The sequence below is a fragment of the Roseovarius sp. CH_XMU1461 genome, from assembly GCF_037027165.1.
In the GTDB taxonomy this organism is placed as follows: domain Bacteria; phylum Pseudomonadota; class Alphaproteobacteria; order Rhodobacterales; family Rhodobacteraceae; genus Roseovarius; species Roseovarius nubinhibens.
On the sequence record NZ_JAYMDV010000002.1, the window covers coordinates 627,975 to 645,269 of the forward strand.

A 17,295-nucleotide genomic window follows, 5' to 3' on the forward strand; every position below is an offset into this window, starting at 1 on the left:
TGCGCTTAGCCCACCATTGCGCCATCGTCGCGCCAGACGGCAATCACCGCCGAGCGCGGCAGACGCCCTTCGCCATCGGGGAAGGGCGCGTCGGGGTGCTGGATGCCCACGAACATCGTGCGCCGATCCGCCGACCAGGCCAGCCCGGTGACCTCGGCCCCGTAGGGCCCGGTGAGGAACCGCTCAATCCGGCCGGTGACGGGATCGCCGACCAGCATCTGGTTGTTGCCCATGCCGGCGAAATCGCCCTCGTTGTTGTCCTTGCCATCGGTCTGGATCCACAAGAGGCCGGTGCTGTCGAACATCATCCCATCCGGTGAGTTGAAGAGATTGCCGGTGTAGACATTCTCGGAGCCTTTGCGCGCGTCTTCATGCACATCCGGGTTGCCCGCCATCACATAGAGATCCCAGTCAAAGCCCAGCGCCGCGTGATCATCGGCATCGGGACGCCAGCGGACGATCTGGCCATAGTTGTTCTCGGCGCGCGGGTTGGGGCCGCCGACCGGGGTTTCGTCACCGCCGGCATTGGGCTTGATGCCGCGGTTCTTGTTGTTGGTGAGGGCGCAATAGGCCTCGACCGCGTTCGGGTTCACCGCGACCCATTCGGGACGGTCCATGGTGGTGGCCCCGGCCTTGGACCCCGCCATCCGGGTCAGGATCGCGATCTCGGCTTTCGTCATGCCGGTGGTCTCTTCGGTGAGCGGCAGCCATTCGCCGCGCCCGTCCTCAAGGAACCGGGCGGCATAGAGCGTGCCGTCGTCGAGCAGGCCTTCGGTGTCGGCGCCCGGCGCATAGACACCATCGGAGACGAATTTATAGAGAAACTCGCCGCGCTCATCATCGCCCATATAGACCACGACCCGGCCATCGGCGGCCAGAACCACGGCGGCGTTTTCATGTTTGAACCGGCCAAGCCCGGTGCGTTTCACCGGCACCGAATTGGGATCGGCGGGGTCGATTTCCACCACATAGCCCGCACGGCGCGGCTCGTTCGGGGTGGTGACCACGTCAAAGCGCGCGTCATGTTTGTGATAGTCATAACCCCAGCCATCATGGCTGATCCCGTAGCGTTTGAAATCCTCGGGCATCTCATGGGCCTCGTCGGAGGCGCCGAAATAGCCGTTGAAATTCTCTTCGCAGGTCAGGAACGTGCCCCAGGGCGTGCGGCCCGCGCCACAGTTGTTAAATGTGCCGAGCGCCAGCTTGCCCTCGGGATCGGCCTCGGTGCGCAGCATCTCGTGGCCTGCCGCCGGGCCGCTGATGCGGATCGGGGTCAGATGGGTGATGCGGCGGTTGAAGGGGCTGTCGATCACCACCTCCCAGCCCGCGTCGCCCTTGGCCACCTCAAAGACCGCGACGCCTTGCAGGTTCTGCAGCTTGGTCACGTCATCGGCATTTTCCGGCACGCCGCCTTCGCGCTGCGGCAGGTTCACATCGCGGTTGGCATATTCATGATTGACCGCGATCACCTGATGATTGCCGATGCTGAAGAGCTCCATCCCATCGGTGTTCTCGCCAAAGATCCGGTCGCTGCCCGCGGCGCCGCCGCCGGTCGCGTTGTCAAAGGCCGGCGCGTCGGAGAAAAGCGGATCCCCCCAGCGGGCCAGCACCTCCCAGCTATAGCCCTCGGGCACATGCACGGTGCCATCGGTCTGGGCGGCGATCGGCGTGAAGGGAAAGCGGTCGCTGCCCGCCTCGGCGCGCCCTGCCCCGCCAAGCCCGAGCCCCATGGCCGCAGCCCCGGAGCCGAGCGCCACGAGACCGCTCATAAAGCCGCGACGCGACAGATGGGCCTCGACCACGCGGTCGAACTCGGTTTCCTCGGGACGCGGGTTGATGATTTCATCCCAGTCGTCGGCGGACAGATCGGGGCTTACGGGCTGGCGCATGGCAGGTCTCCATGAAAAGAAGGGATAAGGCTTTGCCCGCGCATCTAGACCGATTCCTGTAACGGGAATGCGGCAGAGCTGCCGGAACGCCCGGGACACCCGTGGCGATCCCCGCAACAAATGCAAAGATTTACCCCCGTTTCACGAAATAAATGCGCAAAACGCGCTTGACGCCCCCGGACACGGCTCATAATGTCCCGCGCACACGCAGCATAAGGATGCCCCAATTGGCACAGCTAATTGTCATCGTAGGATCTTGGCGCATGGGCCGGTAACGGACAACCATAACGGTTCCCCATGCGCCCCCGAAACGACGGGGGCTTTTTTATGCAGCACGACAATGACGTCATGAACGGAGCAAGCATATGACACGTCAGATGACCGGAGCGAAAATGGTGGTTCAGGCCCTCAAGGATCAGGGTGTGGACGTCGTATTCGGGTATCCCGGGGGCGCCGTGCTACCGATTTATGACGAGATATTTCAGCAAAATGACATTCGTCACGTGCTGGTGCGCCATGAACAGGGCGCGGTGCATGCCGCCGAAGGCTATGCCCGCTCGACCGGCAAGCCGGGCGTGGTGCTGGTGACTTCGGGCCCGGGTGCCACCAATGCGGTGACCGGTCTCACCGATGCGCTGCTCGACTCGATCCCGCTCGTGGTGCTGACCGGCCAGGTGCCGACCTTCATGATCGGCAATGACGCCTTCCAAGAGGCCGACACGGTGGGCATCACCCGGCCTTGCACCAAGCACAATTGGCTGGTGAGCGACACCAACCGTCTGTCGGGCACGCTGCATGAGGCGTTCCATGTGGCGACCACCGGCCGTCCCGGTCCGGTGCTCGTCGACATCCCGAAGGATGTGCAATTCGCCAATGGCGACTATACCCCCCCGGCCAAGGCGCGGGTCTCGCATTATCAGCCGCAGGTCAAAGGCGATATGGAAGAGATCACCGAACTGGTGGAGGCGCTCGAGACCGCCGAACGCCCGGTGTTCTACACCGGCGGCGGCGTGATCAATTCGGGCCCGGCGGCGAGCCAGCTCTTGCGGGAACTGGTCGAGGCCACCGGCGTGCCGATCACCTCGACGCTGATGGGGCTTGGCGCCTATCCGGCCAATGGCGAGCATTGGCTCGGCATGCTCGGGATGCACGGTCTCTACGAGGCCAATATGGCGATGCATGATTGCGATCTGATGATCAATGTCGGCGCCCGGTTCGACGACCGGATCACCGGCCGCGTCGATGCCTTTAGCCCGCATTCCACCAAGGCCCATATCGACATTGATCCCAGCTCGATCAACAAGGTGATCAAGGCCGATATCCCGATTGTCGGCGATGTGGCACATGTTCTCGAAGATATTCTCAAGGTCTGGAAGGCGCGCGGTCGCAAGACCAATGCCGCGGCCATCGCCAAATGGCGTGCCAAGATCGACGAATGGCGCAAGGTCGACTGCCTCGCCTTCAAACAGACCGGCAAGGTGATCAAACCGCAGCACGCGCTGGCGCGGCTCGAGGCGCTGACCCGCGACCACGACCGCTATGTCACCACCGAGGTGGGCCAGCATCAGATGTGGGCGGCGCAATATCTCAACTTCAACGATCCCAACCGCTGGATGACCTCGGGCGGGCTCGGCACCATGGGCTATGGCTTCCCCGCCTCTATCGGGGTGCAGATGGCGCATCCCGAGGCGCTGGTGATCAATGTCGCGGGCGAGGCCTCGTGGCTCATGAACATGCAGGAGATGGGCACCGCGGTGCAATTCCGCCTGCCGGTGAAACAGTTCATCCTCAACAATGAACGTCTCGGCATGGTGCGCCAGTGGCAGGAACTCTTGCATGGCGAGCGCTATTCGCACAGCTGGTCCGAGGCGCTGCCCGATTTCGTCAAGCTCGCCGAGGCCTTTGGCGCCAAGGGCATCCGCTGTAGCGATCCCGACGATCTCGATGACGCGATCATGGAGATGATCACCTACGACGGGCCGGTCATCTTTGACTGCCTGGTCGAGAAGCACGAGAACTGTTTCCCGATGATCCCGTCGGGCGAGCCCCATAACAAGATGCTGCTGGGCGAGGCCTCCACCAAGGATGCCATCAAATCCGGCGGCGCGGTGCTGGTGTGATCGGCTGGAATTCGAAGGAAGGATTTGTGCAATGTCCGCACTGAAGATCAAAAAAGGCTCCAACAAGCATTCCGCCTATAACCTGCGGCCGAATTTCTCGGACGTGGTGGAAAGCCACACGCTGGCGGTGCTCGTCGACAACGAACCGGGGGTTCTGGCGCGGGTGATCGGGCTGTTTTCGGGCCGGGGCTATAACATCGACAGCCTGACCGTGGCCGAGGTCGATCACACCGGCCATACCAGCCGCATCACCATCGTGACCAAGGGCACGCCGCAGATCATCGAACAGATCAAGGCCCAGCTTGGCCGGATCGTGCCGGTGCATGCGGTGCATGACCTCACCGTCGAAGGCCCGGTGGTGGAACGCGAACTGGCGCTGATGAAGGTCGAGGGCGAAGGCGAGAAACGCGTCGAGGCGCTGCGGCTGGCGGATATTTTCCGCGCCAATGTGGTCGACAGCACGCTTGGCAGTTTCGTCTTCGAGATCACCGGCCCGTCGGACAAGATCGACGCCTTTGCCGATCTGATGCGGCCGCTGGGGCTCATCGACATCGCGCGCACCGGGGTCGCCGCCCTGCCGCGGGGCTGACACAAAAACGATCAGACCGGGCCGTTGGCGGCCCGGTCCGTCTGCTCTCTATCCGTGAGTGGATTTGACCTCATCCGTGAGTGAACCGGATCGATCGGGCCGCCTTTTGGGGCGGCTTTTTCGTGTTCGCGCCGTGGCTTAGGCCACCTCGGCGCGGCGGTAACTGTCCATGCGGATGACATCCGCGTCGCGCCGGGTGCGCCCCTGCGGCGGGCTTGCGCGTTTCGCGTCGCGCGAATGAGTGACCACGCCCATCGCCTCGCCCACCTGTTTGAGCTCATCCGCGAGATTGGGATGGCTGTCACGGGCAAGCATCTGAGGACGCGCAACAATTCTCATCTGTGACGCTTCGCGAAGTTCGAATTGAATGAGATCGCCGGGCTTGAACACAGCGCGGTCGGCGGTTGTTTTGCCCGGTTTGTAGAAGGCCAGATCACCATGATCGTCGCACCACACAACGGCACGGTTGTCTTTCACGTCACTCCAAAGAACAACACCAAGCATCGCAGTCGCCTCCATATCCAACATCGTCTTCACTAGAATGACGCGTCTTGTCTTTCGGATACATAATGAAAGCGGTTTCCTCGCTCGTTCGTTTGTGTCAAAGCGGGATCAGTCTGACGCGGCTTGACGTCAGGGGTGACGCGATATAGCATCACTTACAACCTTAAGACTTAATATGCCAAAGGGTTACAGCCCTGACTAGAGAGTAAAATGACCAGCGCTTGGTGCGATTCGTGACAGCAAAATCCCAAACAGCAGCAGCCTCGGACGCGGTCGATCCGGCCGAGCTCCGGGCGATCTTTGGCGAGAACCTGCGCAAGCTCTCGGAAAGCTACAGCTCGGTCGCCGGGCTCTGCCGCGAGCTTGGGATCAACCGCACCCAGTTCAACCGCTACCTCTCGGGCGAGAGCTTTCCGCGCCCCGATGTGCTGCACCGGATCTGTCAGTTCTTCGAGGTCGATGCGCGGGTGCTGCTCGAACCGGTCGAGGCGATCCAGCCCGGCGGCATCGACCTGCTCAATCACCCGGTGGTGGCCGGGTTTTTCGGCGCGGGCCCGGTGCAGGTGCCGATGGAGATCTTTCCCGACGGGTTCTATCGCTTTGTGCGGCCTAGCTTTATCGACGACACGCAATTCGTGCGCGGCCTCGTCTATATCAGCCGTGCCGATGGCTATACCTTCCTGCGCGGCTACGAATCCCGCGCCGCGCTGCGCAGTCAGGGCCTGTCGCTCAAACCCCGCGACCGCGAATTTCGCGGCCTGGTGATGCGCCAGGAAGAGGGCATCATGGCGATTGTCACCCATCGCGATTCGCTGGCCTGTTCCTTCAACTTCCTGACCCAGGAAACCTCGTTCCAGAGCAACCTCTGGGAGGGCTATGTCACCCGCACCGTGCGCGAAAAGGTCACGGGCCGCCGTGCCACAAGGATGGTTTACGAACATCTCGGACGCGACCGCCGCGCGGTGATGGAGGCGGCGCGCAGCTCAGGGCTAGTGCCGCTCGACGAGGTGCCGCAATTCCACGCGCGCCTGCTGCGACTCGATCAGGATTTCCGCTAGGCGCCTCCCGGCCCTTGCGCCAAATCAACCGCTGCAAACTGGTCGCCGAAAGGCAAACTCGGTCGCGCATTGACGGTTTTTCGCCGCGCATTTCCGGTCAGATATCCGAAAGCCACACCCCTTTCGGAGTTCGCCATGAGCCCTGTGACCGACCTGTCCAATGTCCGCACCGATGTCGCCCGCGCCAACGGGCTGCCCAACGCCCATTACATCGACCCGGCTGTCTATGAAGAAGAAAAGCAGTCCGTGCTCTTTGCCACTTGGTCGGGTCTCGCCGTCGCCGCCGATGTGCCGGAACCGGGCGATGCGGTGCCGATGGAATTCATGGGCATGCCGCTTTTGCTGCTGCGCGACCGCGACGGTCAGGTCCGCGTCTTTCAGAACATCTGCCGCCACCGGGGCATGATCCTCGTCGAAGAGCCGCGCAAGATCGAGGGCGCGATCCGCTGCCCCTATCACTCCTGGTGCTACTCGACCAAGGGCAAGCTCGTCTCGACCCCGCATGTGGGCGGCCCGGGCCACAACACCCATCAGGCGATCGACCGCGACACGCTCGGCCTCAACGAGGTGCGCAGCCATATCTGGCGCGATGTGGTCTGGATCAACGTCTCGGGCGATGCGCCCGCGTTCGAGGACGCCATGGCCCATGTCATCGAGCGTTGGAAAGAGTTCGATCTGCCGCTCTATCACGGCGGTGCCGACAGCCGCTTTACCCTCGAGATCAAGACCAACTGGAAGCTCGCGGTCGAAAACTATTGCGAGAGCTATCACCTGCCTTGGGTGCACCCCGGTCTCAACAGCTATTCGCGGCTCGAGGATCACTACAATATCGAAGAGCCGGATCAATATTCCGGTCAGGGCACGCTGGTCTATCGCCAGCTCACCAATGAGCGCGGCCAGAAATTCCCCGATTTTGCCGATGTCGGCGCCAAGTGGAACGAGCAGGCCGAATATATCGCGGTCTATCCCAACGTCCTTTTGGGTGTGCATCGCGACCATGCCTTTGCCATCGTGCTCGAGCCCAAGGGCCCCGAGGCCACGGTCGAACATATCCATCTCTACTATGCGACGCCCGAGACCGACGAAGAGCTGCGCGCCCAGAACACCAAGCTCTGGAAGCAGGTGTTCGAAGAGGATATTTTCGTGGTCGAAGGCATGCAGAAGGGCCGCCATGTACAGGGCTATGACGGCGGGCGCTTCTCGCCGGTGATGGACAGCCCGACCCATATGTTCCACGCCTGGGTCGCGGGCAAGATCATGGCCGGGCGCAGCACCGCGCAAGCGGCGGAATGACAGGCGCGGTCGCGGCCATGTCGGAGAACCTGACCGAAGGCAAGCCAGGCCCGATGGCAGGCGGTCTCGACCGGCGGCTCCTCGCGGCCCATGAGGCGGGCGACAAGCCCGCCCTCGTGCGGCTTTATGCCGAGGCCGCCGATCATGCCAATGATCTCGACGCCGCCTGTTTCTACCTGACCCATGCCTATATTTTCGCGCTGGACGCGGGCCATGCCGATGCGCCCAAGCTCCACGCCCGGCTCAAAGCCGAAGGGCGCGAGGCCTAAAGCCCCGCGCCCTCGCAAGCGTCCGATCTTTGCGGAACTCCTAGCCCGAGCTCTTAGCCTTGGGGCGGGCGCTGCCCCGGCCAATCACTGGCGCGGTGATAGGCCTCGGCCAGTTCCAGAACCTGCTGGTCGCGCCCCGGCGCGCCGATGATCTGCAACCCCATGGGCAGGCCGTTGTCGCCAAAGCCCGCTGGCACACAGGCCGCCGGCAGCCCGAGGATCGAGGCACAGATCACCACCTCCATCCAGCGGTGATAGGTGTCCATCTCCTGCCCCGCGATCGCCTTGGGCCAAGGCATGTCGAGCGCAAAGGGCCAGACCTGCGCCGAGGGCAGCAAGAGCGCGTCATACTCTTCAAAAAGCGCCATGGCGCGTTTGAACCAGGCGCTGCGCCCGGCGCTCGCCGCCTGCAGATCCATCGCCGAAAGACCAAGCCCGCGCTCGATCTCCCAGACCGCCTCGGGCTTGAGCTGATCGCGGGTCTCCGGGTTTTCCAAAAGCGGCTTTTTGCCCGCCGCGTTGGAGAAATTGCGCAGCGTGACCCAGGCGTCCCAGATCACCTCGCGCGGCATCGGTGCCGCCAGATCCTCGACCTTGCAGCCAAGATCGCCAAAGACATCCGCCGCGCCGCGACACAGATCGAGAATGCCAGGCTCAAAGGCAAAAGCCCCGTCCCAATCGCCGAGCCAGCCAAGCCGCGCCGCGCCAATCTGCCCTTGCGGCAAGAGCGTCGGCTCAAAGGGCCAGCCCTCGGGCTGCACCCCCGGCCCTTCGATCACCGACATGAAAAGCGCCATATCCCGCGGGCTCCGCGCCATCGGGCCATTGGTCGCCAACCGGTGCAGATAGAGCTCATCGCCCGGCTCCGACGGCACCCGGCCCCAGCTCGGCCGCATCCCATAGACATTGTTCCAGCCCGCCGGGTTGCGCAGGCTGCCCATCATGTCCGAGCCGTCGGCAAGGCTCACCATCCCATGCGCCAGCGCCACCGCCGCGCCGCCGGACGACCCGCCACAGCTCACGCTCGGATCATAGGCATTGCCGGTCGCGCCATGCACCCGGTTATAAGTGTGCGAGCCGAGGCCAAATTCCGGCGTGTTGGTCTTGCCGATGATGATCGCCCCCGCCGCGCGCATCCGCGCCACATGCAGGCTGTCGCCTTGCGCAATCTGCCCGGCAAACACCGGCGAGCCATGGCTGGTCGGCAGGCCCTTGGCATCGGCCAGATCCTTGATCGCCACCGGCAGACCATGCAGCGGCCCGCGCGTCTCGGCCCGGTCGGCGGACCGCGCCTCTGCCATCACCTCGTCGGGATCACGCGGCGAGACCACCGCGTTACAGGCCCCGTTGCGCGCCGCCACCCGCGCCAGGGTCGCCTCCATCAGCGCCTCAACGCTGAGCCGCCCGGCGGCCAGCTCCACCAGCTGCGCGCTGGCCTCCAGATCCACGGGGTCGGTCATGCGCGCCTCACTTCTCTTTCTGGTTTCAAATACCCAAATTCGACGCCCGCCCCGGACGCCAACCGCTGGCTCAATCCTCGCCCTGCGCCTCGGCGCGGCTCTTGCCGCTCACATTCATCGCCAGCGTCGCCGCCATGAACTGATCGAGATCGCCGTCGAGCACGCCCTTGGTGTCCGAGGTCTCCACATTGGTGCGCAGATCCTTGACCATCTGATAGGGCTGCAACACGTAGGACCGGATCTGATTGCCCCAGCCGGCATCGCCCTTGGCCTCGTGGGCGGCGTTGATATCCGCCGTCCGCCGGTCGAGCTCCATCTGGTAAAGCCTTGATTTCAGGGCCTTCATCGCGATGTCACGGTTCTGGTGCTGGGATTTCTCGGAACTTGTCACCACGATGCCCGTCGGATGGTGGGTGATCCGCACCGCCGAATCCGTCGTGTTCACGTGCTGGCCGCCCGCGCCCGAGCTGCGATAGGTGTCGATGCGGATATCGGCGGGGTTCACCTCGATCTCGATATCGTCATCGACCACCGGATAGACCCAGACCGAGGAAAAGGACGTGTGCCGCTTGGCGGCGGAATCATAGGGGCTGATCCGCACCAGCCGATGCACGCCGCTTTCGGATTTGAGCCAGCCATAGGCGTTATGCCCGGAAATCTTGTAGGCGGCGGATTTGATCCCCGCCTCTTCGCCCGCACTCTCGGATTGCAGCTCGACCGTATAGCCGCGCTTCTCGGCCCAGCGCACATACATCCGCGCCAGCATCGAGGCCCAGTCACAGCTCTCGGTGCCGCCGGCGCCCGCGTTGATCTCGAGGAAGGTGTCATTGGCATCCGCCTCGCCATTGAGCAGCGCCTCGAGCTCCTTCGCCCCGGCCTTCTCCTTGAGCGATTTGAGCGCGCTTTCGGCCTCGCCGATCACCTCATTGTCGCCTTCCATCTCGCCCAGCTCGATGAGCTCGATATTGTCGCTCATTTCCTGATTGATAGCGTCATGGGTGTCGATCGCATCGACAAGAGACTGGCGCTCGCGCATGAGTTTCTGCGCCTTGGCGGGATCGTCCCAGAGGTTCGGATCCTCGACCCGCGCGTTGAACTCCTCAAGCCGGTGTTTGGCGGTGTCCCAATCCATCCGCTGGCGCAACAGCTCCAGCGATTTCTCGATCTCCTGCACAACCGTCTGAATTTCCGCGCGCATAGTTTTGGCCCTTTGTCTGCTCAGGCCTGCGTGATACCGCAGCATTGGCGCAGCGGCAAGGCGGCGCGCATCACTTAGCCAAGCGCCCGCGCCTTTTGCGTGCCCGCCGCAATCCCCGCCGCCACCGCCTCGGCAAAGCCCGCGCCGCGCGCCGCCTCAAGCCCCGCCGCCGTGGTGCCCGCATAGGCGATGAACTCGTCGACCATGGCCCCCGCCTGCGCGCCTTGACCCGCGAGCATCGCGCCCGCGCCGACCACCGCGCCCTCTGCCGCTGCCAGAGCCTGTTCGGGCGACAGCCCCTCGGCCCGGCCCGCCGCCGCCAGCGCCTCGAGCAAGAGCGCGGCCCAGGCCGGCCCCGCGCCACAGATCGCCGCATAGACGTCGATATCGGCCTCGCGGGCAAAGGCCTCTTCGCGCCCCGACGCGCCGAGCACGGCGCGCACCATGGCCCGGTCGGCGTCATCCGCCTCGGCATCCGCCACCCAGGGGCTAAAGCTCTGACCGATCTCCATCGCCGCATTGGGCATCGACCGCACCACCGCCCGCGCGCCGGTGCGCGCGCGGATCTCCTCCATGCTCACCCCGGCCATGACCGACAGGACGAGCGCCCCGGGACAGCGCAACGGGGCGGCGCGAAACTCATCGGGGCGCAGCGACAGGATCACCATCCGCGCACCCGCCAGCCCCGCCTCGGGATCGGTGGACCAGCGCAGCCCAGGCCATTCGGCATAGGCCTCGGACGCACCTGACCGGTTCAGCCCGATGAAATCATCGGGCCCGACCACGCCCGCCCGCAACAGCGCAGGCCCCATGAACCGGCCAAGCCAGCCCGAGGCACCGACCAGCGCCAGAGGTGTCAGATCACGCATATGTCGCCCTTTCGCCGCCGCCTTCAGCAGGTGATATAGCTTTCCACATAAGGCCCACGCAGCACCCGGAGGGCAAACATCCCCTTGAGCCGTTCGCCTTTATATTCGAACTCATGCGCCTCTTTCCTGTTCTTGATGATGATATCGGTGTCGCCCTTCTTGTTGGCCGCCACCACGAGCCGCGCATTGTCGCGATGCCGTAGTTTGGTATCGCCCTTATAGGGCATGATATATTCGCCGCTCGCCATCGTGTACCAGCCCGCCTTGCGCCAGACATCGGGCGCGGGCGAATAGAGCACCGCCACCTGCAAATCGAGATGACATTGGTTCACCAGCACCAATTGCCGGGCGCGGTTCTTGTCGCGCTCGGCCATGGCGGGCAGGCTCAGCGCGCCCAGCAGGAGTGCAGCCAGCCCAAGGATCAGGGCACGGCGCGGGGATCGGGTGTCGCGGCGCATGCCGCCGGTTCGGTCAATATTTGTCACAGCGCATCACCCAGTCAAAAATATCGTCGCGCGTCTCTCCCGTGGCCGGATAGGCCTTGAGATAGCGTTCGTCGCCGGCCTTGATCAGCAACATCTCATTCAGCTTCTGCGAGCCCAGCTCGGCATCGTTGAAATAGCCATGGCCGCTGGCTGTGTCGGCGTAGACATAGAGATATTTGCTGAACTCATGGCGGATCGTCTCACCATCATGGGAGAGCGTGGTGCGCGCCCCCGGCGCAATCGTGTACCAGCCAGCGGTGCGCCAATCGCCCGCCGTCGGCTGATAATAGAGGTAGAGATACATCTCTTCGGGGCATTGGTTGGTCACCCGCACTTTCGGCCCCGCGGCCTGCGCCGCCCCCGCCGCAAAGGCAAGCGCGGCAGGTATCATGCCGAGCCGCGCAATCCATCGTCGCATGTCTGAAATCCCTTTCGCCAATCGTCGCCTGATAATGTCGACTTAGAATGGCGTCAGGAAAGCACAGGGATATGAAGGGGTAAACCCCTCAGGCCTCTCTCAGCGCTCTGCGGCTACCCCGCCCGGTGGTGCAAGACCCTTCCAATGGCGTTCATCAGGATCTGCGCCGCGAGGATCGTCGTGCTGCCGGACTGGTCGTAATCGGGGGCCACTTCGACCAGATCCATCCCCACCACATCGCCGCGCCGCGCCAGCCCGTCCAGCAGTTCCAGCACCTCGTAATAGAGAAATCCGCCATGGCTCGGCGTGCCGGTGCCCGGCGCAATCGACGGATCAAATCCGTCGATGTCGATGGTCACGTAATAGCGCACGCCCTCGGGGATCCGGTCGAGCACGGCGTCGACGCCCAGCTTGCGGAACTGGCGCACCGACAGGATATCCGAGCCCATGGCGCGGGCATCGTCATAGCCCTCCTTGGCGGTCGAGCTCACGTTGCGGATGCCGATCTGGCTCAGCCCGGTGACATAGGGCTTTTCCGCCGCGCGGCGCATCGGGTTGCCATGACCATGGCGGACGCCGTGGCGCTCATCGACGAAATCGAGATGGGCGTCGATCTGCACGATATGGATCGGCTCCTGGCCCTCAAAGGCGTTGATACAGGGGATGTTGATCGAGTGATCGCCACCGAGCACCACCGGCAGCGCTCCGGCTGCGAGGATCTTGCGCACGCCAAATTCGATATTGGCATGGCTCTGTTCGGTGTCGGTGTGGATGATATCGGCGTCACCGAGATCGACCATCCGCACCTTGTCGGCGGGCAGATAGGTGATGTCATCCTCGTGGTCATAAGCACCGCCATGACCAAAGGAGAACAGCGTCGAGGCCTCGCGGATGCCGCGCGGCCCGAACCGTGCCCCGGACCGCCACTGGGTGCCGAAATCGAACGGCGCGCCAAGGATGGCGACATCGGCCTCTATCGCGTCCCAATCGGGCTGATAAGGCGATTTGCCAAAGGTCGAAATCCCCACAAACGGCAGGTTCAACCGCCCGCTCTCATAGCCATGTCCGCTCATGCCCAGCCCTCCCTCTTGCGACGCATCGGGTCAGGGTAATCAGGGCCGGGCCGATTTGGCAATCGCGATCAGTAGAGCCCGCCGGACGAGATCGAGCCAAAGGTGGCTTTCTTGCCGACCTTGCCGGTCTGACCGTCCGAGGTGGTGACTTCGCGGATCGTGTCCCGCTCGCCGGTGGCAAAGAGTTCGAGGTCATTGCCCATGGCAAAGCCCCCGTCAAAGGCGATGCCAAAGATCGGCTCTTCGCCCTCGCGGAAATACTCGGCCACCACATTGGGCCCGCTCGCATCATCCGACAGCCGCGCCCCGGTGAAACGGTCGATCTTCATGAAGAACCCGCCCGGCGGCACTTTGAATTCGCCGCCGCCATATTTCGCCGTCGCCTTGCGCATATACTCGGTGAACACCGGCCCGCACATGCCCGCGCCATAGGCGCCACGACCGAGGCTCCGGGGCTGGTCAAAGCCGATGTAGCAGCCCGCCACGATATTACTGGTAAAGCCCACGAACCACACGTCGCGCGCGTCATTGGTGGTGCCGGTCTTGCCGGCCACCGGCACGCTGAGCTTGACGTGGTTGCTGGCGGTGCCGCGTTCGACCACGCCGCGCATCATCGAGGTGAGCTGATAGGCGGTGATCGCATCCATCACCCGTTCGCGGTCCGACACGATGCGCGGGCCACGGCTCTCGGGGATGCCGGGATCGGTGCAATCGACACAGGTCCGCGGATCGTGGCGATAGACCGTGCGGCCATAGCGGTCCTGCACCCGGTCGACCAGCGTCGGCTCGACCCGCTCGCCGCCATTGGCGAACATCGCATAGGCCGCCACCATGTTATAGAGCGTCGTCTCTTCCGAGCCGAGCGAGTTGGCGAGAAACGGGCTCATGTCCTCATAGACGCCAAAGCGTTCGGCATAGGACGCCACCACATCCATGCCCACCTCTTGCGCGAGACGGATGGTCATCAGGTTCCGCGACTGTTCGATCCCGGTGCGCAGCGGCGTCGGCCCATAGAATTTGTTGGACGAGTTGCGCGGCCGCCAGAGGCCCTGCGGCGTGTTGATCTCGATGGGCGCGTCGACGATGATCGTCGCGGGGGTATAGCCGCTGTCGAGGGCGGCGGCATAGACGAAGGGCTTGAAGCTCGAGCCCGGCTGACGCTTGGCCTGGGTGGCGCGGTTGAAGACCGAGTTCTGATAGGAGAACCCGCCCTGCATCGAGATCACCCGCCCGGTGTTCACGTCCATCGCCATGAACCCGCCCTGTACTTCCGGCACCTGCCGCAGGGTCCAGCGGATGAACGCGCCCTCGCCATTGCTGCCTTCGGTCATGCGGCGCACATGCACCACGTCGCCCACTTCGAAATTCGCGGCGAAATCGCCCCGCAGCCAGGAAATATCCTTGCGCGGCACCACCGGCGGTTCCGCGTCGTTGATGGTGCCTTCGATGCCGAGGGTCATCTGCTGATCCTCGATCTTGCGCACCACCGCCGGATACCATGGCCCGTCGAGATCGATATCGCGCGCGACGCTCACATTGCCCAGCGCCTCGCGCCAGGCCGCGTCATCCGTGGCCACCTCGGCCGGAATGCTCTTGCCCGTGCCACGCCAGCGGCCGATGCCCCGGTCATATTCCTCGAGCTTGCCCTGCAGCGCTCTGGCCGCCACCACCTGCAATTCCGGGTCGAGCGTGGCGCGCACGCTCAGACCGCCGGTAAAGAACTCGGCCTCGCCGAAATCCCGGCTGAGCTGACGGCGGATTTCATCGGTAAAGTAATCGCGCGGCGGCAGCGCCTTGGCAAAGGGCTCGTAATCGCCGTTCTGCACCGAGCGCAGCGGCTCATCGACCTCCGTCTCATAGGCGGCCTCGGTGATAAAGCCGTTCTCGCGCATCTCGCGCAGCACATAGTTGCGCCGCTGCAAGAGACGGTCCTTGCGCCGCACCGGATGGAAATCCGACGGTGCCTTGGGCAGCGAGGCGAGGAACGCCGCCTCATGCGGGGCAAGCTGCGACAGGGTCTTGTTGAAATAGGTCTGCGCCGCCGCCGCCACGCCATAGCTGTTCTGACCGAGGAAAATCTCGTTGAGATAGAGCTCGAGGATCTTTTCCTTGTCGAGCGTCTCTTCGATCCGTGTGGCGAGGATGATCTCCTTGATCTTGCGCTCAAGCTTGCGGTCGCCCGACAGAAGGAAGTTCTTCATCACCTGCTGGGTGATGGTCGAGGCGCCGCGCACGTTTTCGCCCCGCGACCGCACCGCCTCATAGGCGGCGGCGGCGATGCCGCCCGCGTCATAGCCGCCATGGGAATAGAAATTCTTGTCCTCGGCGCTGATGAACGCCTGTTTCACCAGCTCGGGGATTTCATCCGCCGGGGTGAAAAGCCGCCGCTCGCGGGAAAATTCGTCGATGATACGGCCTTCGGTCGAAAAGATTCGGCTGATCGTCGGCGGCGTGTAATTGGCGAGGCTCTCATGGCTCGGCAAGTCCTTGCCATAGATATAGAAAACCGCGCCAAGACTGACCGCAATCAACATCACCCCCATGGTCAGGAGGGTAAAGATCGTACCGAAAAACGAAAGAATGGCTCTTAGCACTGCGGCCCCCGCATCAATTCACCTGCCCATATAGGCATCGCCGCGCCCGGCGTCAAAACATCCCCGCCGTGACGCTGGGCCAAAACCCGCCGCCACGCCGTGACAAAACTCACTGGCGCACCAATTCGGCCGCCGCCTCGTCGGCAATGGCCCAGGCGCGGATCGCATCCGCCACCGCCACCGCCATATGGTTGCGCCACTCCTCGTCCAGAAGATTGCCGCGATCGCTCTCGGACGACAGAAACCCAAGCTCGAGCAGGACCGAGGGAATATCGGGCGATTTCAGCACCGAAAACCCCGCCGCGCGCAGCGCGTGATTGTTCACCGGCAACTGCTCTTCGCGCAAGGCCAGCACGATGGCCCGCGCCAGAAGGTCCGAGCGGGGTCTTGATTCGAGCCGCGCCAGATCCATCAGAACATCCGCCACCACATCGTCGCTCTGGCTGAGATCGACGCCGGACAGAAGATCGTCGCGCTCATGACGTTCGGCCAGGGCCCGGCTCGCCGCGTCGCTGGCATCGGGGTCGAGCGTATAGACCGTGGCCCCTCGCGCGCCCCCCTCGCTCAGCGCATCGGCATGGAGCGAGATGAAAATATCGGCCTTGCGCTCATGGGCGATGGCGACCCGCCGCTCGAGCGAGACGAAATGATCATCCTCACGGGTGAGCATGACCTCGACATCGCCGCCCCGCAGCAGAACCTCCTTGAGCTGCCGCGCAAAGCTCAGCATGAGCTCTTTTTCCACCGCGCCATCGGCCTCGGCCCCGGGATCGATGCCGCCATGACCGGGATCGAGCATCACCCGCAGCGGCCCATGCGGGTCGCGGGCCACTGGCGGTTTGCCCTCGCCCGGCTTCGGCGGTGCCCAGCCGGCAATATCGGGCACACCGGCGTTGGCCGCAAACTCGTCTGCGTCGGTGTCCTCGAGCCAGAGCGACAGCGCCGCCCGTCCCGTCGCCCGGTCAATCGCCATATTGGCGCTGCGCAGCACCAAGGGCGCGTTGAGGTCGAGCACCATCCGCGACCAGCCGGGACGGATCTTGCCCGCCCGCACCGCCAGCACCTTGTCGCCCTGCAAGAGCCGCGTGGCGCTCAGCGTGCTGAAATCCACTTCGCGGAAATCGAGGACGAGCCGTTTGGGCGCGTCGAGCGTATAGGCGCGGTAAGGCACGCCTTGGCTCAGATCGAGATCGACCTGCACCCCGCCATTTGTGTCGGCCACCCGGCTCGTCTCCGGATCGAACCGCGCCAGACCGCTGAGCGCGGCGGGGGCCGGTGCTTGGCTCTGGCTCTGGGTCTGAGTCTGCTCTTGCGCTTGCAGGGGCGACCATGACATCGGACCTGCGGCCAAAGCGGCGCAGAGAATCAATCTGGGCAAAGATCGGATCATTGGGGCAGCTCGATTATCTTTTGGTTGCCAAAGCTATAGCAAACCGTGCGCCCCAAGACGAGAGGCCGCAACGCCCTCTCGTCCCC

General features: G+C 63.9%; 15 protein-coding genes. 5 read left to right on the forward strand and 10 right to left on the reverse strand.

Annotation, left to right across the window (positions count from 1 at the left end; translation table 11 throughout):
* Positions 1–5: 5 nt before the first annotated feature.
* Positions 6–1,889 (reverse strand): PhoX family protein, encoded by a 1,884-nt coding sequence (locus tag WA237_RS08390; RefSeq protein WP_336097326.1) that lies wholly within the window; start codon positions 1,887–1,889, stop codon positions 6–8.
* Positions 1,890–2,254: 365 nt separating this feature from the next.
* Here WA237_RS08390 and WA237_RS08395 point away from each other — a divergent pair, with 365 nt between their 5' ends.
* Entirely contained in the window at positions 2,255–4,009 is a 1,755-nt protein-coding gene (locus WA237_RS08395; RefSeq protein WP_336097327.1) for an acetolactate synthase 3 large subunit, read from the forward strand.
* Between the two features lie 31 nt (positions 4,010–4,040).
* On the forward strand, positions 4,041–4,598 hold the full coding sequence (gene ilvN / locus WA237_RS08400; protein ID WP_216017177.1) for an acetolactate synthase small subunit: 558 nt from the start codon (positions 4,041–4,043) through the stop codon (positions 4,596–4,598).
* Between the two features lie 138 nt (positions 4,599–4,736).
* On the opposite strand, the gene WA237_RS08405 is transcribed toward ilvN, so the two are convergent.
* A complete protein-coding gene (locus tag WA237_RS08405; RefSeq protein WP_336097329.1) occupies positions 4,737–5,102 on the reverse strand; it encodes a hypothetical protein in 366 nt (121 codons plus the stop codon).
* 233 nt (positions 5,103–5,335) lie between these two features.
* Here WA237_RS08405 and WA237_RS08410 point away from each other — a divergent pair, with 233 nt between their 5' ends.
* The 3 genes from WA237_RS08410 to WA237_RS08420 all read left to right on the forward strand — a co-directional run bounded on the left by WA237_RS08410 (position 5,336) and on the right by WA237_RS08420 (position 7,722).
* Complete coding sequence (locus WA237_RS08410; RefSeq protein WP_254655690.1) at positions 5,336–6,160, forward strand: helix-turn-helix domain-containing protein; 825 nt, start codon at positions 5,336–5,338, stop codon at positions 6,158–6,160.
* 135 nt (positions 6,161–6,295) lie between these two features.
* Complete coding sequence (locus WA237_RS08415; protein ID WP_009815059.1) at positions 6,296–7,453, forward strand: aromatic ring-hydroxylating oxygenase subunit alpha; 1,158 nt, start codon at positions 6,296–6,298, stop codon at positions 7,451–7,453.
* Positions 7,450–7,722 (forward strand): hypothetical protein, encoded by a 273-nt coding sequence (locus WA237_RS08420; RefSeq protein WP_336097331.1) that lies wholly within the window; start codon positions 7,450–7,452, stop codon positions 7,720–7,722. Before WA237_RS08415 ends, WA237_RS08420 begins: the two co-directional genes overlap by 4 nt.
* A 53-nt stretch (positions 7,723–7,775) precedes the next feature.
* Here the strand turns inward: WA237_RS08420 and WA237_RS08425 are convergent, their stop codons facing one another.
* From WA237_RS08425 to WA237_RS08460, 8 genes are all read right to left on the reverse strand, one after another.
* Positions 7,776–9,182, reverse strand: a complete 1,407-nt coding sequence (locus WA237_RS08425; RefSeq protein ID WP_336097332.1) for an amidase — start codon at positions 9,180–9,182, stop codon at positions 7,776–7,778.
* Between the two features lie 70 nt (positions 9,183–9,252).
* Positions 9,253–10,380, reverse strand: coding sequence for a peptide chain release factor 2 (prfB, locus tag WA237_RS08430; protein WP_009815056.1), 1,128 nt, complete (start codon positions 10,378–10,380; stop codon positions 9,253–9,255).
* 74 nt (positions 10,381–10,454) lie between these two features.
* Positions 10,455–11,249: a pyrroline-5-carboxylate reductase family protein gene (locus WA237_RS08435; protein WP_336097333.1), complete on the reverse strand. Its 795-nt coding sequence runs from the start codon at positions 11,247–11,249 to the stop codon at positions 10,455–10,457.
* 23 nt (positions 11,250–11,272) lie between these two features.
* On the reverse strand, positions 11,273–11,734 hold the full coding sequence (locus WA237_RS08440) for a hypothetical protein (protein WP_336097334.1): 462 nt from the start codon (positions 11,732–11,734) through the stop codon (positions 11,273–11,275).
* Entirely contained in the window at positions 11,721–12,152 is a 432-nt protein-coding gene (locus WA237_RS08445) for a hypothetical protein (RefSeq protein ID WP_336097335.1), read from the reverse strand. Before WA237_RS08445 ends, WA237_RS08440 begins: the two co-directional genes overlap by 14 nt.
* A gap of 113 nt (positions 12,153–12,265) precedes the next feature.
* The gene (gene speB / locus WA237_RS08450; RefSeq protein ID WP_336097336.1) at positions 12,266–13,225 is read right to left on the reverse strand and encodes an agmatinase; all 960 of its coding nucleotides are present in this window, start codon (positions 13,223–13,225) and stop codon (positions 12,266–12,268) included.
* Between the two features lie 68 nt (positions 13,226–13,293).
* Positions 13,294–15,819, reverse strand: a complete 2,526-nt coding sequence (locus tag WA237_RS08455; protein WP_336097337.1) for a penicillin-binding protein 1A — start codon at positions 15,817–15,819, stop codon at positions 13,294–13,296.
* A gap of 109 nt (positions 15,820–15,928) precedes the next feature.
* Positions 15,929–17,155: an N-acetylmuramoyl-L-alanine amidase gene (locus WA237_RS08460; RefSeq protein WP_336097338.1), complete on the reverse strand. Its 1,227-nt coding sequence runs from the start codon at positions 17,153–17,155 to the stop codon at positions 15,929–15,931.
* Positions 17,156–17,295: the final 140 nt, after the last annotated feature.